The sequence below is a fragment of the Ignavibacteriota bacterium genome (assembly GCA_016716225.1).
Lineage (GTDB): Bacteria > Bacteroidota > Ignavibacteria > Ignavibacteriales > Melioribacteraceae.
In genome coordinates, this window is record JADJWT010000001.1 from 2,213,686 (window position 1) to 2,237,027 (window position 23,342).

General features: G+C 29.8%; 20 protein-coding genes. 7 read left to right on the plus strand and 13 right to left on the minus strand.

Annotated elements, in window-relative coordinates:
• Positions 1-98 precede the first annotated feature (98 nt).
• Both IPM32_09725 and IPM32_09730 read right to left on the minus strand, forming a co-directional pair.
• Positions 99-1,367, minus strand: coding sequence for an adenylosuccinate synthase (locus IPM32_09725; protein ID MBK8945533.1), 1,269 nt, complete (start codon positions 1,365-1,367; stop codon positions 99-101).
• A gap of 130 nt (positions 1,368-1,497) precedes the next feature.
• A complete protein-coding gene (locus tag IPM32_09730; GenBank protein ID MBK8945534.1) occupies positions 1,498-1,833 on the minus strand; it encodes an STAS domain-containing protein in 336 nt (111 codons plus the stop codon).
• Positions 1,834-2,031: 198 nt separating this feature from the next.
• Between IPM32_09730 and IPM32_09735 the strand changes: the two genes are divergently transcribed.
• Genes IPM32_09735 through IPM32_09760 form a run of 6 tightly spaced genes read left to right on the plus strand, consistent with a single transcriptional unit; the run spans position 2,032 to position 9,762 of the window.
• Positions 2,032-2,613, plus strand: coding sequence for a sigma-70 family RNA polymerase sigma factor (locus IPM32_09735; GenBank protein MBK8945535.1), 582 nt, complete (start codon positions 2,032-2,034; stop codon positions 2,611-2,613).
• Between the two features lie 29 nt (positions 2,614-2,642).
• Positions 2,643-4,727 (plus strand): SpoIIE family protein phosphatase, encoded by a 2,085-nt coding sequence (locus IPM32_09740; protein MBK8945536.1) that lies wholly within the window; start codon positions 2,643-2,645, stop codon positions 4,725-4,727.
• Positions 4,727-5,080, plus strand: a complete 354-nt coding sequence (locus tag IPM32_09745) for an STAS domain-containing protein (protein MBK8945537.1) — start codon at positions 4,727-4,729, stop codon at positions 5,078-5,080. Before IPM32_09740 ends, IPM32_09745 begins: the two co-directional genes overlap by 1 nt.
• Before the next feature lie 11 nt (positions 5,081-5,091).
• Positions 5,092-5,517, plus strand: a complete 426-nt coding sequence (locus IPM32_09750; GenBank protein ID MBK8945538.1) for an ATP-binding protein — start codon at positions 5,092-5,094, stop codon at positions 5,515-5,517.
• A gap of 6 nt (positions 5,518-5,523) precedes the next feature.
• Complete coding sequence (locus IPM32_09755; GenBank protein MBK8945539.1) at positions 5,524-7,191, plus strand: SpoIIE family protein phosphatase; 1,668 nt, start codon at positions 5,524-5,526, stop codon at positions 7,189-7,191.
• Between the two features lie 3 nt (positions 7,192-7,194).
• On the plus strand, positions 7,195-9,762 hold the full coding sequence (locus IPM32_09760) for a SpoIIE family protein phosphatase (GenBank protein MBK8945540.1): 2,568 nt from the start codon (positions 7,195-7,197) through the stop codon (positions 9,760-9,762).
• Positions 9,763-9,840: 78 nt separating this feature from the next.
• Here the strand turns inward: IPM32_09760 and secD are convergent, their stop codons facing one another.
• The 10 genes from secD to IPM32_09810 form a co-directional block, all read right to left on the minus strand.
• Positions 9,841-12,870, minus strand: coding sequence for a protein translocase subunit SecD (gene secD, locus IPM32_09765; GenBank protein ID MBK8945541.1), 3,030 nt, complete (start codon positions 12,868-12,870; stop codon positions 9,841-9,843).
• Positions 12,871-13,044: 174 nt separating this feature from the next.
• Entirely contained in the window at positions 13,045-13,488 is a 444-nt protein-coding gene (locus tag IPM32_09770; protein MBK8945542.1) for a 50S ribosomal protein L9, read from the minus strand.
• A gap of 9 nt (positions 13,489-13,497) precedes the next feature.
• Entirely contained in the window at positions 13,498-13,707 is a 210-nt protein-coding gene (locus IPM32_09775) for a 30S ribosomal protein S18 (GenBank protein MBK8945543.1), read from the minus strand.
• Positions 13,708-13,719: 12 nt separating this feature from the next.
• Positions 13,720-14,190 (minus strand): single-stranded DNA-binding protein, encoded by a 471-nt coding sequence (locus IPM32_09780; protein ID MBK8945544.1) that lies wholly within the window; start codon positions 14,188-14,190, stop codon positions 13,720-13,722.
• Positions 14,191-14,223: 33 nt separating this feature from the next.
• Positions 14,224-14,610 carry a 30S ribosomal protein S6 gene (gene rpsF, locus IPM32_09785; GenBank protein ID MBK8945545.1) on the minus strand — a complete coding sequence of 129 codons (387 nt, stop codon included), beginning with the start codon at positions 14,608-14,610 and terminating at the stop codon, positions 14,224-14,226.
• A 73-nt stretch (positions 14,611-14,683) separates the two neighbouring features.
• Complete coding sequence (locus IPM32_09790) at positions 14,684-16,750, minus strand: sodium-translocating pyrophosphatase (GenBank protein MBK8945546.1); 2,067 nt, start codon at positions 16,748-16,750, stop codon at positions 14,684-14,686.
• Positions 16,751-16,754: 4 nt separating this feature from the next.
• Positions 16,755-17,357: an aminoacyl-tRNA hydrolase gene (locus tag IPM32_09795; protein ID MBK8945547.1), complete on the minus strand. Its 603-nt coding sequence runs from the start codon at positions 17,355-17,357 to the stop codon at positions 16,755-16,757.
• Between the two features lie 3 nt (positions 17,358-17,360).
• On the minus strand, positions 17,361-18,005 hold the full coding sequence (locus IPM32_09800) for a 50S ribosomal protein L25 (GenBank protein MBK8945548.1): 645 nt from the start codon (positions 18,003-18,005) through the stop codon (positions 17,361-17,363).
• A 31-nt stretch (positions 18,006-18,036) separates the two neighbouring features.
• Positions 18,037-18,984, minus strand: coding sequence for a ribose-phosphate pyrophosphokinase (locus tag IPM32_09805; protein ID MBK8945549.1), 948 nt, complete (start codon positions 18,982-18,984; stop codon positions 18,037-18,039).
• A 100-nt stretch (positions 18,985-19,084) separates the two neighbouring features.
• Positions 19,085-19,756 (minus strand): hypothetical protein, encoded by a 672-nt coding sequence (locus IPM32_09810; protein ID MBK8945550.1) that lies wholly within the window; start codon positions 19,754-19,756, stop codon positions 19,085-19,087.
• Positions 19,757-19,854: 98 nt separating this feature from the next.
• Here IPM32_09810 and IPM32_09815 point away from each other — a divergent pair, with 98 nt between their 5' ends.
• A complete protein-coding gene (locus IPM32_09815; protein MBK8945551.1) occupies positions 19,855-20,139 on the plus strand; it encodes a zinc ribbon domain-containing protein in 285 nt (94 codons plus the stop codon).
• On the opposite strand, the gene IPM32_09820 is transcribed toward IPM32_09815, so the two are convergent.
• Positions 20,136-23,324, minus strand: a complete 3,189-nt coding sequence (locus tag IPM32_09820) for a PD40 domain-containing protein (GenBank protein ID MBK8945552.1) — start codon at positions 23,322-23,324, stop codon at positions 20,136-20,138. The two genes, IPM32_09815 and IPM32_09820, sit on opposite strands and share 4 nt — an antisense overlap.
• Positions 23,325-23,342: the final 18 nt, after the last annotated feature.

The window sequence follows — 23,342 nt, forward strand, 5'->3', positions numbered from 1 at the left end:
TTACATTTTTTAGAATGTTGAAAATTTTTAGTTTAAAATAATTCTATTGAAAACTAATAAATATGCGGAAGTTTTAAAAGTTATTCTGTAGTACTTTTTTAAAGTTCAATAGTTTGTGATCTTTTAGGACCAACAGAAATATATTTGATTTCAAAACCGCACTGAACTGAAATAAATGTAAGATATTCTTTAGCTTCAGTCGGAAGTTCATCATAATTTTTGATTTCAGAAATATCTGATTTCCATCCTTTTAATGTTGTATAAATTGGAACAACATTATTCAATTCAGCAGATGAAGTTGGAAAATATTTTAATTTTTTTTTGTTTAGTTCATAACCGGTGCAGACTTTGATTTCATCAAAATGACCAAGCACATCAAGTTTGGTAATTACAACTCTTTCAATTCCATTTATCTTTCTTGAATAATTTACAAGAAATGCATCAAACCAACCGCATCTCCTTGCTCTTCCGGTTGTTGCGCCAAATTCAGCACCAATTTTGCGTAAATTTTCACCGTCTTCATCAAATAATTCTGTTGGGAAAGGACCTAAACCAACTCGTGTTGTGTATGCTTTTACAATTCCGATTATGTCTGTAATTTTTGTTGGAGGAATTCCGGTTCCGGTACAAGCTCCGCCGGAAGTTGGATTTGAAGAAGTTACGTAAGGATAAGTTCCGTGATCAACATCAAGTAAAGCTCCTTGAGCTCCTTCTAATAAAATTGATTTATTTTTTGAAATTGCATCATTCAAATATTCCGCAGTATCAGTAATATATTTATCAATTTTTTTATCGAATTCAATACATTCATTAATTATTTCATCAATATTTAATTCTTCTTGATGATAAATATTTTTTAGCAAGTTATTTTTTTCGTCAAGATTTTTTTTGATTTTTATTTTCAATTCTTTTTTATCAAGTAAATCTGCAATTCTAATTCCCCTTCTCGCATATTTATCAATGTAGCAAGGACCAATTCCTCTTCCGGTTGTTCCAATTTTGGAATTTCCTTGTTCATTTATTGAATCAATTAATTTATGATACGGCATAATTAAATGTGCGTTATGACTTATAAATAACCTTCCTTCAAAATCAATTCCTTTTTGATGCAGCATTTCCAATTCATCAAGTAAAGCTTTTGGTTCAATTACAACACCGTTTCCTATTACACAAATTACATTTGGATGCAATATTCCGGATGGAATTAAATGGAAAATATATTGTTTATCACCAATTTTTATTGTGTGTCCCGCATTTGCGCCGCCTTGATATCTAACAACTATATCAACTTTTGAACCTAGTAAATCTACAACTTTTCCTTTTCCTTCATCACCCCATTGACTTCCAACGACAATTGACACACCCATAAATTTTCCTCAAAGAAATTTAAATTTGATCGAAAGATTTGATTGAAATTAAATATTGCGAAAAAGACAAAAAATAACCCAAATCATTTATAATAATTTGGGGTAAAAATATTTAATTTATAAAAATAAATTAGAAACTTTTTACTGCTTCATCAACAGAATCAAAATTATCAAATATTGTTATTAATTTTGTTATAACAAGCAGACTATTAATTTTTTCTGTTGCTCTTGCAAGTTTAAGTGAACCGCCGCCGTTCTTCATTGTTGTAAAACCACTTATTAACATTCCCAAACCGGAACTGTTCATGAATTTTACACTGCTTAAATCAACAACAACATTTTTTTTATCTTCATCTAAATAACTATGCAAAAGTTTGCTAAATTCTTCAGCTTCAGGACCGCCAATAACGTTTCCTTTAAGTTCAATTACAACTGCTGAATATTTTTCAGAAGTTTTTATTCTCATCTTTGCTCCTAATTATTTGATGGTAAATTAGTTATAAGTAATTTTTAAATCAAGAAAAGTTTATTAAAAAATGCTTAAAAACATTAGAAGTAATATAATTCTTAAAGTTTATTTGTGCAGACAATTTTATATATTTATAAATAATGAATAAAATACATAATTAATATTTTGAACTTTATTTCAACAAACATCGTCTAAATTTTGAACTCAGAAGAAACAGAATTAAATAATATCCTTGATGATGATTTCCCGATAATTGAGAAATTTAAACAAGGTGATGAAAGAGCTTTTACGGAATTGATTCAAAAGCATAAGGATAAAGTTAGGAATTTGGTTTTTCTAACTTTGGGCGATGTTGATTATGTTGATGACATTTCTCAAGACGTTTTTATAAATGTTTATCATAAGCTTAAAGAATTCCGCTTTGAATCAAAATTTACAACTTGGCTTTACAGAATTACAGTTAATAAGTGCAGAGATTATTTACGAAAGAAAAAAGTTAGAAGTATTTTTGTTCCAATTCATGATGATGATTATGAGAAACGCGGCAAAACTGATAATGAAAATTTTGATTTACAGAAAATTGTGCAGAAAGCAATTTTGAAACTTCCGGATAAATTGAAAACTCCACTAATTCTTAGAGATATTGATGGTTATAGTTATCAAGAAATTGCAGAAAAACTTGAGTGCGAAGTTGGCACAATTAAATCAAGGATATTTAGAGCTCGTGAAACTTTGAAGATTATTCTTGAACCTTACAAAGATGAAATTAGAGGATAAAAGTTAATAATAAATTTTGGTAAACAATTTTGCAAATCAAAAATTCCAATTCGTTTAGCAATAAAAAATTAGAAAACGCAGTATTCATTTCCGTTGTTTTTTTTATTTTCAAAATTATTTTTCCTGTTAATGATTCTCTACTTTTTTTAATTGTAAACGAACTTCTTGTTTTAATAAGCGTTTTTGCTTGGGTAAACTATGTTTCGGAATTTATTGATCCAAAATTAAGCAAACCACTTTCACTTGTTGTAAATGTTGGAATTTTAAACGCGTTAATCTTTTTTATAATTTCATTAACATCTTGGCTCTTTAGCGAAAGTAATGCGGGAATTTCATCCGGTTTAGTTTACATTTTATTCTCAACATTTATTGTTTTTGTTTTTATTGGATCCTTGGCTTACATTTTTTCCGTTTACAAAAAACTTTGTTTTCACCGACAGAAAAAAGATCCGAGTTTATACTTTAACACATTAATTATTTTTATAATTTTAACTTCACTTTCCGCATCATTTTTAAATGTTACAAAATCTGGAAATGGAATTGTTGTAATTGCAGACGGCGATTATGATATTGTATATAACACATTTTTTGCAATATCAGTCGGACTAATTTTTTTAAATTCCTTACGTGTTGCATGGATTGCATTTCTAAATAAAAAACAAAAAATTACACTTTTAGTAATTTCTATCTTGCTGATTTCATTATCCGCAATAAATTTTGCAACAACGCAAGAAGAAGATTTCAGCATCATCAGAAACTTCTCGCCGGCGCTTGAATATTTTGCAAGTTTAGTAATGCTTTTTGGAATCATATATTTTTCAGTTATATTCTTCACAACTTTATTTCATCTTCCAACCGCAGAAGCTATTGATAGAAAATCCGAAGAACTTACAAGCCTTAAAGATATAAGTATTTTGATGAGCCAAGTTTTTGATTTTGAAGAACTTTCGGAAACAATAACTTCTACAACAATTAAAGTAAGTAACTCTGATGCCGCATGGATAGTAATCAAAAAAAATAGCGGATTTGATATTCACTCAATTTCGGGAATTGGCTTAGTTGATGCAAATCATATTTCTACATTTTTAATGAATAATAATTTATTGATAGAAAATGATGTTAAGACAACGGATTTACAAATATTTGATAAGAAACATAAATTACCAAATTCAATAAAATCAGTAGTTTCCGCTCCGTTACTAATACAAAATAAAAATAACGGATATTTATTTTCGGCAAGAAAAACAAGCAGAATATTTGAAGAAGAAGATAGCAAATCAGTAAGCACATTTGCGGGCATTGCATCTGTTGCAATTGAAAATGCGAAGCTTTTGGAAGAATCAATTGAGAAAGAAAGATTAGAAAAAGAACTCGATGTTGCACGAGATGTTCAATATAAAATTTTACCTCAGCAAACTCCTAAATGTGAAAGTTTAGAAATTTCTGCATTATTTGTGCCCGCGTTTGAAGTTGGCGGCGATTATTATGATTTTTTCAAAATTGATGAAAATAAATTAGGAATTGTAATTGCTGATGTTTCTGGTAAGGGAATTGAAGCGGCATTTGTTATGGCGGAAGTTAAAGGAGTTTTTTCATCACTTTCTAAATTGATAAAAAATCCCAAAGAAATTTTAGTTCAAGCAAATTCCATTTTAGAAAACTGTTTATCCAAAAAAAGTTTTGTTACTGCAATTTATGGAATTATGGATACTTCAAACGGAATTTTTAATTTTGTAAGAGCTGGTCACGCTCCATTGTTTTACTTTAATGGAAATAATGTTGAAAAATTGATTCCGGAGGGAATTGGACTTGGTTTGGATTTTACAAACAAGTTTAGCAACAATTTAAAAGAAATGGAAATTCAACTAAATAATAACGATATTTTGATATTGTTTACGGACGGAATTAATGAAGCTTTAAATGAAAATAAAGAAGAATTTGGATACAATAGATTGGTTGAAGTAATTAATAGTAATTCACAATTATCGGTAGATGAAATATCAAATCAAATTATGACATCCGTAACAACGTTTTCAAAAAATAATTCTCAGCATGATGATATTACGTTAGTTTTATTAAAGTGGAATTCCCACAAAATAGAGGGAGAAAGTTAATGGCAGATTTTTATGTTCGCAAGGAGGGGGTTGGCAAAGTTAGTGTGCTTAATGTTAAAGGATTTTTAGATGCGCACACAGCGCCCGAGCTTGAAAATGCTTTTAATTCGCTTATTGATAATAAGCAGTTTAATGTTGTTGTAAATTTTAGAGACCTTCAATATATAAGCAGTGCCGGTTTGGGTGTTTTTATGGCTTACGTGGAAACTATGCGCGAAAATAACGGCGATATTAAATTCACCAACCTTAAAGATGATGTTTTCAACATTTTTGATTTACTTGGATTTCCTTTATTGTATGAGTTTTACAAAGAAGAAAAAGAAGCAATAGATAAATTCAATTTGGTAAAATAATTTTGAACAATATTAGGAAAAATATTGCCAAGAGAATTTCTGTAAACAGCAGCACGGATAATTTATCTGTTATTAGAGATTTTATTCGCTCAGCAGCAAACGAAGCCGGATTTGATAATGATACTTCTGGAAAAATTGTTTTAGCTGCCGATGAAGCTTGTACAAATATTATTAAACATGCATATAAATTTTCGGAAAAAGGTAAAATAGGAATTAATGTTTCGGTCAAAAGTAATAAATTCACGATAGCTATTACCGATAGCGGAGAACATTTTAATTCAACTTCAATTCCGGAGCCGGATTTGAAAAAATATTATCAGGAAAAGAAAGTTGGCGGTTTAGGAATGTTTCTGATGAAAAAATTAATGGATGAGGTAAAATATTCTCAACCAAATGACAAGAAGAATAAAGTAACACTTGTCAAATATCTTTCATAAGTACTTATGAACTTGCCAGATAGTAACATTGCACTTCGTAATTTTTCAGCTCTCGTTGATTTTTCAAATAATATTAACTCAAATTTAAATTTAGATTTTGCGCTAAACAATTTGCTTTTAACGTGTTTCGGAAAACTTCAAACCACAAAAGGAATTATTGCACTTTTCGATGAAAATAATCTTGATCCTAAATTGTTCAAAGGTTTTAATCAAATTGATGCAAAAAGAATTTCAAGTTTGATTGAAAATAATTTAGATAAAAATTTTGATGATTTGTTAATTCAAGAAAATATAAAAATACATGAAAAAATAATTTCATCTGATCAAACTATCGGATTTATATTACTCGGTGGAAAACTTTCTCAAAAAGATTATGATGAAGAAGACAAATTATTTCTTTCAACAATTGTAAAAATTGGAAGCGCAGCAATTAAAAATATTCAAAATTTTGAAAAGTTGAATGAGATCAATAAACAACTTGATGGAAAAATCAATCAGTTAAATTCTTTATTTGATTTAGGAAAAGAATTCAGCAGTATTTTGGATATTGATAGAGTTTCAAAATTGTTAACTTTTGCAATAAGTGCACAAATGCTTGTTTCAAAATTTGCAATTGTGTTAATTCAAAATGAAACTTTTAATATTCTTGAAAGCAAGTTCAACAATAAACTTTTAACAGATTTAATAAATCATTGCGAGTGTAAATCTGTCTCAACCCCAATCCACGCAAGCAGTTCGCCAAAGTTTGATGAATTAAAAAAAATTGGAATTGAAGTGATAATTCCGATGATAATTAAAAATGTTACAAAAGGAATTATTTTTCTCGGCAAAAGATTATCAAATAAGAATTATACACAATCAGATTTGGAATATTTATCATCAGTTGCAAGTTTGGCAATTATTTCAATTGAAAATAGTTTACTTTTTCAGCAAGCTTTGGAAAAACAAAAAATTGAAAAAGATTTAGAAATCGCAAAAAATATTCAAAGAAATTTACTTCCGCGCAAATTACCAAAATCAGCAAAGTTTGAAATTGAAGCAATTAATAAAACTGCTAAAATGGTCGGCGGAGATTTTTACGATGTTGTTCAGCTTACTGAAAATAAATTGCTAATTGCAATTGCAGATGTTTCCGGCAAAGGAATTCAAGCATCATTGTTAATGGCAAATCTTCAAGCATTTCTTAAAGCAATCTATAAACAGAACTATAAATTAGAAGAAGCGTCTAATTTTTTGAATGATGTAGTTTCTGAGAATACGACAAACGGAAGTTTTATAACATTTTTCTGGGGAATTTTTGATTCAAACACAAAAGAATTTTCGTATGTAAATATGGGACACAATCCGCCGCTATTGATTAACAAAGACGGAATTAAAAAATTAAGAAAAGGCGGAATGATTCTTGGTGTAATGAAAACAATAATTCCATACGAGATGGAAACTATAAATTTAAATTCTGATGATGTAATTTTATTATTTACTGATGGAATTACCGAAGCAATGGATTTTAACAATAATGAATATACCGATGAACGATTGGAAAATCTTATGTTAAATTGTTTTAATCAAAATTCGAAAATGATATTGAACAATATTTTAGAAGATATAAATCTTCATACAAAAGGATCAGAACAATCTGATGATATTACGTGTCTAGTACTAAAAATAAAATAAATTATGTTAAGTAAATTTTTAGCAAAATACAGAAAAAAATTAATTCTTCCAGTAACAATTTTACTTGGAATAATTGGGTTTATTAATCTGTATTTCATACTAAATATAACGCCAAGAACAAATGATGAATGTTTGTGGAAGCAAGAAAAAATTGGAAAAGACAGCGTAAGAATTTATTTCGATTTGGTAAAACACAAAGGAATAACTTGGAACGCTGGAATTAGAGACGGCGATACATTCTTAAAAATTGACGGGAAAAAATTAAGAAATTTATTTCACGCTTCATATTTGGCAGATAGAAAACCAACCGGCGATTCGCTTGTATTTACGGTATCAAGAGAGGGAAAAGTTTTTGATACAACAATTAAAGTAAAGAAAATTATTGATATCGGCGGATTGGCTTTTGCAATTCTTGGAATTATTTGGCTTGCTGTTGGATTTGTTGTTTTATCATCAAAACCTTATGGATTTCCGCAATTATTATTTTATAGAATTGGAGCTCTATTTGTTCTCACAAACACAGTTTACCTTTTTTCCGGAAATCAATTATTAAATCCATTTTTTGAGTATAAAATTTTAACGCTTTTTGCTGATTTAAGCTGGGTAATTTCATCAATATTTCTTCCGTTTATTTTTGTTTATTTCTTTTGGGTTTTTCCGCTTGAAACAAAAATTATTAAAAAGAAATACACTTCTAAATTTTTAATTATTGCACCAACAATTTTTGCATCAATTGCAGTAATTTCAAGAATATATTTTATTTATTATCCAGTTGCAAATTCAAATCCATTTGATAATAAATCCACATTTATTCTAATTGGTTTTATTAACATTTTAATTCTCCTTGCGTTACTTGTTGGTTTAATTTCTTTATTCAGAAGTTTTATGAAATTAAAGGATCCAACCGAACGAGCTTCAATATTTGTTGTATTGATCGGTTATACAGTTGGAGTAATTTCAATAATTTATGTAAATACGTTTGCAAATGTTTTGGCAGATTCAATATTTAATAATCCGGAATATTATCTACCAATATTTTTAATAATTCTTCTTCCGTTAAGTTTTGGATATTCTATTTTCAGATATTCACTATTAGATGTAAGCGATGTTTTAAAAAACACAATTTTATATGGAACAGCAACAATTACAATTGCCGGAAGTTATTTTTTAATAATTTATGTTTTGGGTCAATATATAAGTGAAGCAGTAACTTCGGAATATCAAGGAGTTGTAGCTGGAGGAATTTTTATAATTTTTGCTCTAATATTTCAATCCACAAAAGACCGATTTCAAAATGTTATAACAAAATATTTTTATCCAGAGCAATTTGCATATCAAAAAGTTTTGATGAAATTCAGCAACGATATTTCTACAATTGTTGGAGTTGATAATATTTTAGATTCGGTTTTAGAAACTTTTGTTGATTCATTAAAAGTTGAAAAATTTGGAATTGCAATAAAGGATTTTAATTCAAGTGAATTTATACTAAAAAGGGAAGATGGTTTTGCAAATAAAAATTTAACATTTACAAATTGTGAAAATTCAATTGAAACAAGAATAAATGAAAAAGTTGACCTAAAACATCCTATAGCTTTTGATCAAACCGAATTTGAAAATATTTTTCCTTGTGTTTCCAAAGAATTAATTACGGAAGGAATTTATACAATAATTCCTCTTTATATTAAAAAGAAAATTATTGGATTATTACTATTTGGATTGAAACATTCGGGAGCGCAGTTTGCTGGGAAAGATATTGATTTATTAATCGCCGCAGCAAATCAAACAGCGGTTTCTTTAGAAAATGCAAGATTGTATGAAGAAGAAGCCAAGAAAATTAAGCTCGAAAGGGAATTAGTTGTTGCACGTCAAATTCAAGAAGGATTGCTTCCAATTAATATTCCGAAATTAAATAATTTAGATATTTCTGGAATTATGATTCCCGCAATGCAAGTCGGCGGAGATTATTATGATGTAATTAAAATTACAGATACACAAATGTTTATTGTTGTTGGAGATGTTTCCGGCAAAGGACTTTCAGCATCTTTTTATATGTCAAAACTTCAAACAATGATACAGCTTTTTTGCACTGATACAAGATCGCCAAAAGAAGTTCTATATGAATTAAACAAAAGAATTACTGGAAATATTGATAAACAATGGTTTATAACATTAACGGTTGCGTTTATAGATGTTGCAAAAAGGCAAATAAAAATTTGCAGAGCTGGTCATACCCCAACAATAAAAATTACAGACGGAGTTGTTCAATACTTAAAACCAAAAGGGATTGGAATTGGTTTAGAAAACGGTGATTTATTCAAAAATAATTTAGAAGAATTAGAAGTAAGTATTTCACCTCATGACATTTTTATATTTTCTTCAGATGGTGTTAACGAAGCTATGAATTCCAATAATGAATTATTCGGTTACGAAAAATTAATTTCAGTTATTAAAGAAAAATCTCAATTAAGTGCTAAAGAAATTTTGAATTCATCATTACAAAATTTAGAAGTTTTTAGAGGCAACACTGCTCCAAATGATGATATAACAATGGTAGTTTTAAAAGTTTTATAATCTTTAATACATTTATGATCTAAAATAAAAAAGGCAACAAATTAAGTTGCCTTTTTACTTTACAAAATATAATTCATTTTAGAATTGAATTTTCTGTCCGCGTTTTTTAGCATATTCTAAAACAAATGCGCTCGCAACAAAAATAGATGAATATGTACCAATTATAATTCCGAAAAATAATGAGAATGCAAATCCGCGTAAAACTTCACCGCTGAAAATAAGAATTACAATTACGGCAAATAAAGTTGTTAAGCTTGTAATTACGGTTCTTGATAAAGTTTTGTTTATTGCTTTGTTCATTACGTCTTCAAGATTTGCGGTTTTGTGAATTTTTATATCTTCTCTAATTCTATCAAAAACAACCACAGTATCATTAATTGAATATCCCACCAAAGTTAAAAATGCCGCAACAACGCTTACAGAAATTTCCAAATTTAATCCGGGTATTAATCCGTACAATAATGAAAATGCTCCAAGCGTAATTAAAACGTCATGGAAAAGTGCAATTACTGCACCAAGCGCAAACCCAAATTTAAATCTGAAACCTAAGTAAATTAAAATTACTATTAACGAAAGTATAACAGCAACAATTGCATCAAACTTTAATTCTTCACCAACCTTAGGACCAACTTTTTCTTCTTTCAAAACTTGGAATGGATTATCAGAATGCAATTGAATTAAATTTTCTTTAATCCAATCTGCAATTGTTAAATTTATTGTAATCTTTGTATTGTTGATATCATCAGTAGCACGCGAAGTTTGGAACCCATCAATAAATAGTTTTTCCATAAGTGTACTTGCTATTTCTGAAGAAGGGAATTGATAAGTAAATGAATTTAAAGAAGAATCAACAATTGATTTTTGAACTCCCGGATAATATTTATTAATTGCTTTATCTAATGATGAAACAACGTTTGGAATAATATTAGCGGGAATTTCTTGTAATTCAGTTCTAATTAAAACTCCGGAATTATCACCAAAAGTTTTTACTTCAACATTTCCTAATCCAATTGAACTCAATTCTTGTCTTATGTCGGTAATTTCAATTGGTTTTTCAAATTGAACTGCAATTTCGGAACCACCTTTAAAATCTATTCCTAATTCAACACCTCTAATAATCAAGCTGAAAATACCAATTAAAAGAAGAACGCTAGAAATTATATAACCAATTTTTCTATTTCCGAGAAAATTATAATTTAAAGAATCAAAAATTCGTGATCTGCTTCCAACATTTATTGAATAACCTTTAGCAATTGCAAATTCAAATAATAATTTAGTAATTACTAAAGCACAGAATAAACTGGAAAGAATACCAATCATCAAAGTTAATGCAAAACCCTGAATTGGTCCGCTGCCAAATTGATAAAGAATTATTGCTGTAAAAAATGATGTAATGTTGGAATCAAAAATTGCTGAATAAGAATGAGAAAAACCGCCTTGAACCGCAGCTTTTACAGTTTTACCGGTAGATAATTCTTCTCTAATTCTTTCGAAAATAAGTACGTTAGCGTCAACTGCCATTCCAATTGTTAAAATAATGCCCGCAATACCGGGAAGTGTTAAAGTTGCGTTGAATGCTGCTAAAATTCCCAATATAAATAAAATCGTAAAGAACATTGCTAAATCAGCAAAAGCTCCCGATTTTTTGTAATAAGTAAACATGAAAAATGCTATAATAATAAAAGCAATTATTGTTGAATTAAAACCTTGATTAATTGAATCTTGTCCTAAAGATGGACCAACTGTACGTTCTTCGATAATATCAACTGGAGCCGGTAATGCACCAGCTTTTAAAACAATTTCAATAAGTTTTGCTTCTTCCAAATCATCCATTCCGGAAATTTGAGAACTTCCAGAAGGAATTTTTTCATTAATATTTGGTGCGGTATAAACATATCCATCCAAAACAACGGCACATCTTTTATTAACATTTGCGCCTGTAATTCTTGCCCATTCTCTTGCGCCTTCAGAATTCATTTGCATATTTACAACTGGAGCGGTTGTTTGTTGATTAATATTAGCCTGAGCATCAACAATAACTCCGCCGGTTAATTCAGCCTGTTTATTTACTAAATATAAACTGTAATATGTAATTCCATCTTGAACGGCGTAAGGTTTTGCAGAATATAAAAATTCAACATTATCAGGAATAACTTTTTTAACTTCCGGTCTGTTTAAATAATTATTCAAAAGTTCTTTTTTACTTTCCTCAACAATTGCATCGGCGCTGTTTTGAGATATTAACTTTGCAACAGAAAAGAAAGGATGTTGCTTTTCAGATTCTTCAGTAGAAAGTTCAGTATCCGATAGTAAAGAATCTTTTATTGCAGTATCTGTTGTATCTTTATTTGAATTTGCAAGAACTTCATCAATTTTATTCATAATTGGGAAAGTAAATTCCGGGTCTTTCACCAATTTGAATTCAAGCATTGCTCTTCCTTGAAGAAGATTTTTTGCTTCTTCTTTTTTTGCAACGCCCGGTAATTCAACAATTATTCTTCTTGCACCTTGTTTTTGAATTGAAGGTTCTGATACTCCGTATTGATCAATTCTATTTCTGATAATTTCGATTGCTCTTGTTACTGCATCTGATTCTTGTTCTTTAAGTTCATCAATAATTTCAGAATCTTCTTGCCTAATTGATCCAAAATATCTTCTAAGTTCTATATTATTTTGAGAAAGTTTTCCGGTTAGAATAGAAACAAAATCTTGATCGGAAGTTTTTGCAATTTCCGTAGTTTCTTTAAGAATATTTTGAAAACGAACATCGGGATCATTTGCTAGTCTTTCAAGTAATTTTGCAGTATTAACTTCCATTACAAGATACATTCCGCCTTGCAAATCCAAACCTAATTTTATTCTTTTTTCGCGCGCAGCTTTTATATCGGGATCTGCAACGCGAATGCTATCTTCTTTAAACTCAAGAATGTTTTGAATTTGCTCATCGGATAATTTACTATTTGATGTCTTAATACTGTCTTTAAGACTTGAGATTGTTTTTGTAATTTCTTTATTATTGTTATAATCTTGAAAAGTAGGATACAGCAGATAAACACTTAGTGCAACTGCTGCAATTACTAAAATTGACCTAAATCTTAACTCTTTCATAATGCCCACAGTGTAAATTAATTATTGTTTTATTTTAACTAAGTTTGAAAATATAGATAGATGAGTTATGAAAATCAATTTTTCTATTTTTGTACAAATCATCAATCTATTCTTAAATAAAAAAAGCCTTCGTTAAAATTGCGGAAGGCTTTTATATTTTTTTTCTTCTCAATATTATTCTCTTACAACCCAAGTTTTTACAACAGCGCTAACTTCGGGATGAAGTTTAATATTAACACTATAAATTCCCAATGCTTTAATTGGTTCTTCCAAATCAATTTTTCTTTTATCAATATCATATTTCTTTTCTTTTAAAGCATCTGCAATCATTTGGTTTGTTACAGAACCGAATAATTTATCTTCTTCACCAACTTTAACGGGAATTGTTATAGAAACATTTTCTAATTCCGAAGCTAAAGATTTTGCAGAAGAAAGTTCTTTTGCTTCTTTTTTCACAATTTGTAATTTTTCTTCTTCTAAGGATCTTATATTTCCTTTAGTTGCAATGTATGCAATTTGCCTTGGTAATAAAAAATTTCTTGCAAAACCGTCTTTAACATCAACAAGATCACCAATTTTACCAAGCTGATCATAATTTTTTCTTAGTATTACTTTCATTTTAAACTCCTACTTAACTGCTTCTGAGACAAATGGTAAAATTGCAACTTGTCGTGCTCTTTTAACAGCTTGAACAAGTTCTCTGTGTTGTTTTGCGCTTAATCCGGTAATTCTTCTTGGGATTATTTTACCTTGATCAGAAATAAATTTAATAAGTTTTTTACCATCTTTGTAATCGATGTATTCGTCTATTACTCTTCTTGCTTTTTTATTTTTCATTTGCTCCCTCAACTATTTATCATCATTGATAAGATTAGATTCTTCATCATTTAAGAATTTATCAAATGATGTATCTTCAATTAGGCTGTCATCAGAATCTTCGGAAGCAGTATCCGGAAATTCTTCATTTGATTTACCTAATTTATTTAAAAATTGAATTCGTTTTGCTTTAATTTCTACTATTGTTCTATTCTTTCCGTCTTCTGTTTTAAATGTTCTGCTTTGTAATTCGCCATCAACAAGAACTGCACTACCTTTTCTTAATCTGTCTTTACAGCTATCTGCTAATTTATTCCATGCAACAACACCAACGTAGCAAACATCTTCTTGCCATTGATTATTGCTATCTTTGTATCTTCTATTTGCTGCAACGTGAAAGTTAGCAACAGGTGTATTATTTGAAGTTTCTCTAAAAATTGGATCTTTTGTTAGGTTACCAGCAACAATAACATTATTTAATTCAGGCATTTTCAATTCAGCCATTTCTTTCCTCCATCTAATCGTTTTTTGTTTAACTTATTCTAACGTTGATTTTTCAAGAACTTCAGATCCTTGTTCAGAAGCTGGTTCTTCTTTTTTATTTGCAGCATTTTTAAGATATTCTAAAGCTTTTTTATCTAATGCAATTGTAAGATATCTAATTACATTTTCATCAAGCTTAAGTGATCTTTCAAATTCGGAAATCATTGAAGGCGCTGCTACGAATCTGGTAATTAAGTAGTATCCGCTTTTAGCATTGTTAATTGCGTAAGCGAGACGTTTTCTTCCCCAATTTTCTACGTCAGTAATTTCACCGCCGTTAGTTTTAATATTGTGATGAATTGAAGTGATAATTTCCTCAATTTGGGGGTCTTCAAGTGTTGCGTTGAGTATTACAACACTTTCATATTGTCGTGTTGCCATTGTTCCTCCCTTTGGCCTTTAGGCTATTAAAATTATTTTTAATAGCAGGGTTTATAAAAAATAGATTGTAAATTTACTTAATTAATGGCGCAATTACCAAAGAAACTACAGACATTAATTTAATTAAAATATTTAGCGATGGTCCGGATGTATCTTTTAAAGGATCGCCAACCGTATCACCTACAACCGAAGCTTTGTGTGGTTCCGAACCTTTTCCATACATCTTTCCGTCAATATTTAAATTTCCTTCAATCAATTTTTTTGCATTATCCCAAGCTCCGCCGGCGTTTGATTGAAAAATTGCCATTAAAACTCCGGAAACTGTAACTCCGGCTAATAAACCGGCAAGCATTTCTTTTGAAATAAATCCTATAATTACTGGAACGGAAATTGCCATTAATCCGGGCAAAATCATTTCTTTGATTGCTGCTTTAGTTGAAATTTCTACACATTTTGAATATTCGGCTTCAGCAGTTCCTTCACGCAAACCGGGAATCTCTCTAAATTGTCTACCAACTTCAATTATCATTTCTCTCGCAGCTCTTCCAACGGCACCCATTGCCATTGATGAAAATAAAAAGGGAAGCATTGCGCCAATAAATAATCCGCCCATAATAATTGGTTTTGCTAAATCAATAACACTAATTTCCGCTTGCTGCATATAAGCTGAAAATAAAGCTAATGCAGTTAAAGCGGCTGAACCTATCGCAAAACCTTTCCCGATTGCAGCGGTTGTATTTCCCACGGCATCTAATTTATCAGTTCTTTCTCTAACTTCTTTTGGTAATTCAGCCATTTCGGCAATTCCACCAGCATTATCAGATATTGGTCCATAAGCATCAACCGCTAATTGAATTCCCGTTGTTGAAAGCATTCCCAATGCGGCAATTGCAATTCCGTATAAATTAGCAAATTCATAAGCGCCAATAATTCCAAGTGCAATAATTATTATTGGAAGTGCAGTAGAACTCATTCCAACGCCCATACCGGAAATTATTGTTGTTGCCGCTCCTGTTAAAGATTGATATGCAATTTTATGGACTGGTTTATAATCTGTACCAGTATAATATTCTGTGATAATTCCAATAAGTGTGCCGGCAACTAATCCTATTAAAGTGGCAAAGAAAACACCAAGACTAGTATATTCAAAATTATTAAATGACCAAGCTTTGGGAAGCATTAAATTAATTATAAAATAAGAAGCAACAACCATCATTCCAGCAGCTCCAAACTCGCCAAGATTAAGTGCTTTTTGTGGATTTCCACCTTCTTTAACTTTTACAAGAAGTGAACCTAAAATAGATAAAATAATTCCTACTCCGGCTAAAACTAAAGGTAATATTACAGCTTCTAATTTCAGTTCGGGAACATCTGGAGTAACAAAAACTGCACCCAAAACCATTGTCCCAACAATTGCACCAACATAACTTTCAAATAAATCCGCTCCCATTCCGGCAACATCACCCACATTATCCCCAACATTATCAGCAATTGTTGCGGGATTTCTATGATCATCTTCCGGAATTCCTTCATAAACTTTTCCGGCTAAATCTGCTCCAACATCTGCAGCTTTTGTATAAATTCCTCCGCCTACTCTTGCAAACAATGCAATTGATGAAGCACCTAAAGAAAATCCGGATAAAACATTTATAATTTTTACGATATCCCAATTTAAGTTTGAGTAAAAAATAAATAATGTACTTAATCCTAAAACACCCAAACCAACTACGTTCATTCCCATTATTGTTCCACCGGAAAATGCAATTTCAAGTGCTGGACCAAGTCCTTTGCGCGCAGCTTCAGTTGTTCTAACATTTGCTTTTGTAGCGGCATTCATCCCTAAAAATCCCGCCAATCCAGAACTAAATGCACCAATAATGAATGAAAGTGCAATCATCCAAGACGATTCTTTGCTTGAATAATTAGAAAATGCAAGTAAAATTGAAACAATAAGAATTACCCAAAAAAGAACTTTGTACTCTGTTTTAAGAAATGCAATTGAACCATCTCTTATATAATTTGAGATTTTTGTCATATTTTCAGAGCCGGTACTTTTTTTGGAAATCCAAGAATTCTTGTAATATGAAAATGCAAGTGCAGATAAACCAAGAATCGGTATAGTGTAGATTAGTAATTCCATAATTTCATTCCTCATTGTAAGATAATTTGGAAGTATTTTTATTTGATTCTTTACTATAAAAATCTAACATCTTTTCATAACCTTTAATAATATATTCAGAAAGTAAGTTAAATATAAAAGGAAGTTTTTCTTGAATTATATTTATTTCATCATTCGAAAATTTACTTAAAACGTAATCTGCTAAATTTTGATTATCGTATTCGCTTTTTATTCCAATTCGGATTCTGGGAAATTTATCCGACTGCAAATGATAAATAATAGATTTAATTCCATTATGTCCGCCATCGCTTCCGTTTTTTCTTATTTTAATTTTTCCAAGTTCAAGATTAACGTCATCATAAATTACTAATAAATCATCAGCAGTAACATTAAAATTATCAACAAGTTCCTTTATTACCAAACCAGTATTGTTAACGTATGTAGTTGGTTTTATTAATAAAAAATGGAAAGTATCAATGTTACTTTCCATTTGCCAAAAATCACTTTTTGTTGGAGAAAATTTTTTTTCGAATTTATTTGCAAAATTATCTAAAATGTAAAATCCTATATTATGTCTGGTTCCAACATAATTTTTTCCGGGATTTCCAATTCCGATAATAAATCTCAAAAATTATCCTTCAGAATCTTCTTGGGATTTACCTTTTCCAATAAGTTCAGGTTCTTTTGGAGCATCTTGAAGTAAATCAGTTTTATCTTCATCGGTTGTTTCTTTAATGCTTGTTACGGAAACAACAACCGTATCTTTTGCACTTAAGATTTCAATATTTTCATATGATAAATCACTCACAAGTATTGATTTTCCGATATGAAGATTTGTAATGTCAATTTCAAGATGTTGAGGAATATCTTTCGGAAGACATTCAATATCTAGTTTATGAATATTTTGCTGAATTTTACCGCCTTCTTTAACACCTATAGCAGATCCAACAAATATTACCGGTACTTGAAGTTGAATTGCTTTTCCAAGGGTTACAGCTTGAAAATCAACATGAATAATACGATCGGTTAAAGGATCAAATTGAATATCTTTTAAAATTGACCTAACACCTTCTTGTTCATCAATTTTAAGATTTACCAAATGAACTTCAGAAGTGTAAACAACTGGTTTAAGAGAAAGCTCATTAACAGTAATATTTATTGGTTCCAATTCTTTTGAATATAGAACACCGGGAACATTTCCTTCTCTTTTAAGCTTATTAACAGCTCCTTTTGTTGATTTTATTCTTTTCTGCGCAGTAATGTTAATATCTGACATAATTTATTTACTCCGATTTTTACTCTAAATTCTAACCTTTATCAATATCAAACAATGAACTAATAGATTCATGATTGTGAGTTCTTCTGATAGCTTCGGCAAGCAAATTTGAAGCTGAAAGTACAACTATTTTATTTAAATTTTCATTTCCCTTGAGAGGAATAGAATCTGTTACATATAATTTTGTGATTGCAGAATTTTCAATTTTTTCAATTGCATCACTGGAAAGTACGGGATGTGTTACAGCACCATAAATTGATTTTGCACCATTTTCAATTAAAGCATTTATTGCAGAAATAAATGTTCCGCCAGTATCAATCAAATCATCAACTAATAAAACATCTTTTCCATTTACATCGCCAATAATATTCATAACTTCTGCTTGATTTTGCTTTGGTCTTCTTTTATCAATAACAACTAAATTTGCATTAAGTTTTCTTGCGTAAGAACGAGCCAATTTAATTCCGCCAACATCTGCAGAAACCACAACTAAATCATTTGAATGATTTTTGAAAACATCTAGGAAAACCGGAGAAGCATATAAATGATCTGAAGGAATATCAAAAAATCCTTGAATTTGAGCTGCATGAAGATCCATTGTAATTACTCTATCAGCACCGGCAACAGAAATTAAATTTGCAATTAATTTTGCGGTTATTGCAACTCTTGGCTGATCTTTTCTATCTTGTCTTGCATATCCGAAATAAGGAATTACGGCTGTAACTGTAGCAACAGACGATCTTTTTGCAGCATCAATCATAATTAATAATTCTAAAAGATTTTCTGCTGGCTGATGAGTTGATTGAACTAAATAAACATCACTTCCACGAATATTTTCTTTATACTTTACCCAAATTTCTCCGTCTTTGAATTTCTTCAAATCAATTATTCCAAGCGGAATTCCAATATAATTTGCAATTTTTTTTGCTAATTCTGGATTTGAAGAACCAGAGAATATTTTTGGACCAGCTGCAGCCATTTTTTAAAATTCTGTTTGATTTTTTTTATACAAGCTATAAATATAAGTAAAACTATAAGTTAAGTCAAACAAGATATCTTTAAAAAATATTCTGGAATTCTTATTTTTTGCTTTTTTTAAGCAAGAAAACTAGAACAATAAGTATTACTAAACTGGCTAAAATGTAAATCCAAATAGGTGTTTCTTTAAGTTTAAAAGGAATATACGTTGCAGAAATAGTTTTTCCGCTTCCTACTTCATCAGCGGTAAAATTCCATTCAAGTTTATTTCGGTAAAGTGAATTGGCATTATGTCTAATGATATTTCCAGGTAAATAATATGTATATATAATTGAATAATTTTTTTCAGATAACCCGAATGTTGTTGTAATTGGTTGAATGAATTGTGAGAAAATTTTTGTATCGTCCGGTCCATCAATAATAGAAAGTTCAGAGTGTTTAAAGAAATTTAAAAAATTCAATGAATCGAAATTTGTAAATTCAAATTCTATTTGAGCATGAAGTGTACTGTCGGTAAAATCATTAAAAATATTCGTATAAATAATTGACGTAAAAGACGAAGAAAAATTTTGAGTTAAACTTTCTTTGTTAAACAATCCAATTTTGTTTATTAGAAGTGAATCAAGGTCCGGATCCATTTCCACCCAATAATGTATAAACATTTTTCCGGAATTATCAGTTTTTAAAGTTGTTATTTGATTATAATTTAAGCAAGAATTTAACAAAATTGCAATTATCGCAAAGGCTGTAAGTTTTATTCCTTTCATATCCATAAATACTTTTTGATAAGTTAGTTAAATAGAAATTGTAAATTAAATTTTATTTTAGATATAAAATCTATAAATTTGCCACTCAAATTTCAGAGGTTTTTATGCCGACTTATGATTATAAATGTATGGAATGTAATTTTACATTTGAAGAACTGCAAAAAATGACAGATGAACCGTTAAAAATATGTCCAAAATGTTCAGGTAAGTTAAATAGATTAATTGGTGCAGGAGCAGCACCAATTTTTAAAGGTTCAGGTTTTTATCAAACAGATTATAAAAATTCGAAAAATTCTTCGGAAAATACTGTAAAAAAAGACACAAATTCAGAAAAAGATTCTTCAAAAAAAGAAACTAAAAAAGAAGTTAAATCTTCAACAGAAAATTAAAAATCTAATCCTAACGAAATATAATATTTAGGTTTGGAGTATTTTTGAGCATCATAAGACCATGCAACATCAAATTTCCATAGAAATAAGAAATATAATCTTGCTCCAAAACCGCCGCCTAATAATAAATCATTAGTAACAGTTTTTCCTTCTGAGGTTTTTCTAAATAATCTTAAACTGCTATTTTCATTCCAAGCTGTTCCGGCATCTATAAAAGCAGTTCCTAAAATATTTTGGAAAAACAAAGGAATTCCTCCGGTTAACAAATATCTTATTAATGGAATTCTTAATTCCAAATTTATCAACGAGTATTTTGTTCCAATTTGTTCCGCGTAATCAAAACCTCTTAAAGGAAGTGCCGGAGTAAGAAAAACAAAATCCGAAGCAGATGTTAATGGAATATCTTGAGTGGCAAAAGTTCTGTTAATCCAACTATCTGTTCCGCCAATAAAAAATCTTTGAGCATTTACACCAAAAGAATATCCTCCGGAAAATCTTGCTGCAAATCCATTATCATAAAAAAATCTAAAATATTTTCTATAATCCCAAGTTAAAGTTCCAAAACTTTGCTTTGAATTTGTTAAACCGGGATTTCCCATTAGTGTAAAATTGTATCTTGAACCTTCAATTGGTGAAGTGTATCCCCACATTACGTTATCTTTTACATAACTAATTGAGGGGATTATAAAAGTTTCTTTCTCAATCGGTTCTTCAATAAAATCTAAATTTTCTCTGGAAACTCTTAAAACACTTAAATTTGCTTCAATTCTGTGAAATGTATTTATAGGATAACTTGCAAATAAATTTCCACCGTAACTTCTAAATCTGTATAAATCACTTCCAAAAAATCCGGAGAGATATACAAATCTTGCAGTGTGATATGCTGCAATTCCAAAATTAATTCTTTCGGGTAAATAAAAATATGCTAGACCGTAATCACTATTTTTTAAATCTATCTGTAGACTTGTAGTTCCAATTAATCTATGATTTCCTAAAACATCGCTGAATGATAAAACTGTTGTTCCTAAAACGCCGTAAAGAGAACTGTAACCCGCATTGGCATAAATTAAATCCGGAGAAAAATCAACTTTGTATTTATTTACAAGAAAATTTCCCTCATTATCTAATTTTTCTCTAAATAATAATTGCGGTTTATTTTCGAATTCATCGTTATTCAAAACATCATTTTTTGCAAAGACAAAATCGGTATAATCGGTTTTTATTGTATCTTTTAATTCTTCGCCATGATCAATTATTTGTCCGATAAAAATCTTTGAATTGTTTTCAGAAGAAGAATCTTTTTTCATTTCATTAGAAATTATAAATTCCTTGCCAACTTCAGGTTTTTCTGTTTCAACAATTTCCGTTATTTGAGGAATATCTTCTTCGTAAAATTGACTCATATATTTTGTGAATTCAATATCTTTAACTTCTTCAATTTCAAACGGGTTATTGATCATAAAAATATTGAAGCCGGCGTTATAAAATGCAGAGAATACTAATTTTTTTGCATCTTGCGAAAGTGAAATGCTTTCAATTTTATTTAATGAATTTGTTAAAGCGATTGCGCGTGTTTCCAAAATTGAATTTACTGTATCATCTTTAGTAAGTGAAATTCTTTTCTTATAAAGATTATCAATTCCGTTAAAATCCGAAATAAAAATTATTTCATTTCCATCACTTGAAAATACAGCTTGTTTTTCATCACTAAATTGCCAATCTGTTACTCTATCAATTTTTGAAGTTTCAACATCAACTAAATAAAGATCCATTTGAAATCCTTGCAAAGTTGACATTGAAAATCCATCTTGCTGAAAATTATTTTTCGTAAATCCATTTCGATCAGATGAAAAAATTATTTTTTTACTATCCGGAGACCAGCTTGGAACGTATTCGCTAAAGACATCATCTGTTATATTTGTAAGTTTTTCAGTCTCAAAATTATAAATGTAAATATCGGATTGTTTTGAATTACTCCCAAGAAAAGCAATATTTTTTCCGTCCGGTGCCCAGCTAACAGATTCAACTCCGTGTAGTTTAAATGGCAAATTTTCTTCTTCCTCAGTTTCAGTATTTATAATTTTTATTACATCATATCCATCGCTTTTGCTGGAAAGAGCAATTCTGATATTATCCGGAGCCCAGCTTATTGCGGGAAAAAGAACATTTAATTCTTCCAGATTTTCGGTTCTTCCGCTTTCAATAACTTTTTTTATAACTTCGCCATCAAAGGAATTCATTAAATAAATATCGAAATAAATATTTCTATCTGAAATGAATGCAATTTTATCACCTTGCGGAGAAATTGCCGGGCTAATATTATAAAATCCGCCAAGTTTTTTATTATCTGTTAATCTTTTTGCAAATTCATCGGGATCTTTTCTTGATGCAATTTCCGGCCAATAATTTCTTTTAATATCTTTTTTCCATTTTTCATTTAATTCTTCTAGATCAATTCCAATAGATGATTTAAATCCGCCAACAACATTTCCTTTTCCTTTAACATTATGTAAAAGTTCTGCAATTTTTTCTTCACCATAAGTATCTGCAATATATTTGAAGAGAGCTTGTCCGCCTCTGTAAGCAAAATATCCATCAAGTCTATTAATATCCGGAAGATATTCATTTATAATTGCATCACGAATAAACATATCGGAATTTGTTTCCCAGCCACTTGATAAATATTCAGCCATTCCTTCATGATACCAAATTGGTAATTGCAGAGTAATTCCTTTTGCAATAATATTCTGAATTGTTCCGCCGTAAAGCATATCGCGCATAACTGCGTGAACTAATTCGTGATGTATTACATGTCTATATTTACTGTACGATCCTTCGAAAGGGAATACAACTCTATTTTTGAATGGTTCTGTAAATCCGCCAATTCCTTGTGAAAGATATCCATCGGTTGTATTTGTTTCTTGAAATTCATTATGTGAATTATATACAACAAGAGAAATTCTGTTATTTAATTGGTAGTCCAATCTTTTCTGCAAATCTTCCAGTGCAGATTCTGCAGCTTGTGCAGTAAATTCTGCAGCGTCTTCACCATGCTCAGAAAAGTAAATATCAAAATGTTTTGTTTGAATGTAGAACCATTCGTGTTCTCTGTATTGAACTCTATTCTTTCCAAATTGAGCAAATATTATATTTGAAATAAACAAAATTGCTAAAAATGTTTTCAATGTAATTTTCATCATAAA

What these genes read in the sequence shown, in the direction of transcription:
- IPM32_09725 (MBK8945533.1), bottom strand. Translation starts at nt 1,367, where the DNA reads ATGGGTGTGTCAATTGTCGTTGGAAGTCAATGGGGTGATGAAGGAAAA.
- IPM32_09730 (MBK8945534.1), bottom strand. Translation starts at nt 1,833, where the DNA reads ATGAGAATAAAAACTTCTGAAAAATATTCAGCAGTTGTAATTGAACTT.
- IPM32_09745 (MBK8945537.1), top strand. Translation starts at nt 4,727, where the DNA reads ATGGCAGATTTTTATGTTCGCAAGGAGGGGGTTGGCAAAGTTAGTGTG.
- IPM32_09755 (MBK8945539.1), top strand. Translation starts at nt 5,524, where the DNA reads ATGAACTTGCCAGATAGTAACATTGCACTTCGTAATTTTTCAGCTCTC.
- IPM32_09760 (MBK8945540.1), top strand. Translation starts at nt 7,195, where the DNA reads ATGTTAAGTAAATTTTTAGCAAAATACAGAAAAAAATTAATTCTTCCA.
- secD (MBK8945541.1), bottom strand. Translation starts at nt 12,870, where the DNA reads ATGAAAGAGTTAAGATTTAGGTCAATTTTAGTAATTGCAGCAGTTGCA.
- IPM32_09770 (MBK8945542.1), bottom strand. Translation starts at nt 13,488, where the DNA reads ATGAAAGTAATACTAAGAAAAAATTATGATCAGCTTGGTAAAATTGGT.
- IPM32_09775 (MBK8945543.1), bottom strand. Translation starts at nt 13,707, where the DNA reads ATGAAAAATAAAAAAGCAAGAAGAGTAATAGACGAATACATCGATTAC.
- IPM32_09780 (MBK8945544.1), bottom strand. Translation starts at nt 14,190, where the DNA reads ATGGCTGAATTGAAAATGCCTGAATTAAATAATGTTATTGTTGCTGGT.
- rpsF (MBK8945545.1), bottom strand. Translation starts at nt 14,610, where the DNA reads ATGGCAACACGACAATATGAAAGTGTTGTAATACTCAACGCAACACTT.
- IPM32_09790 (MBK8945546.1), bottom strand. Translation starts at nt 16,750, where the DNA reads ATGGAATTACTAATCTACACTATACCGATTCTTGGTTTATCTGCACTT.
- IPM32_09800 (MBK8945548.1), bottom strand. Translation starts at nt 18,005, where the DNA reads ATGTCAGATATTAACATTACTGCGCAGAAAAGAATAAAATCAACAAAA.
- IPM32_09805 (MBK8945549.1), bottom strand. Translation starts at nt 18,984, where the DNA reads ATGGCTGCAGCTGGTCCAAAAATATTCTCTGGTTCTTCAAATCCAGAA.
- IPM32_09810 (MBK8945550.1), bottom strand. Translation starts at nt 19,756, where the DNA reads ATGGATATGAAAGGAATAAAACTTACAGCCTTTGCGATAATTGCAATT.
- IPM32_09815 (MBK8945551.1), top strand. Translation starts at nt 19,855, where the DNA reads ATGCCGACTTATGATTATAAATGTATGGAATGTAATTTTACATTTGAA.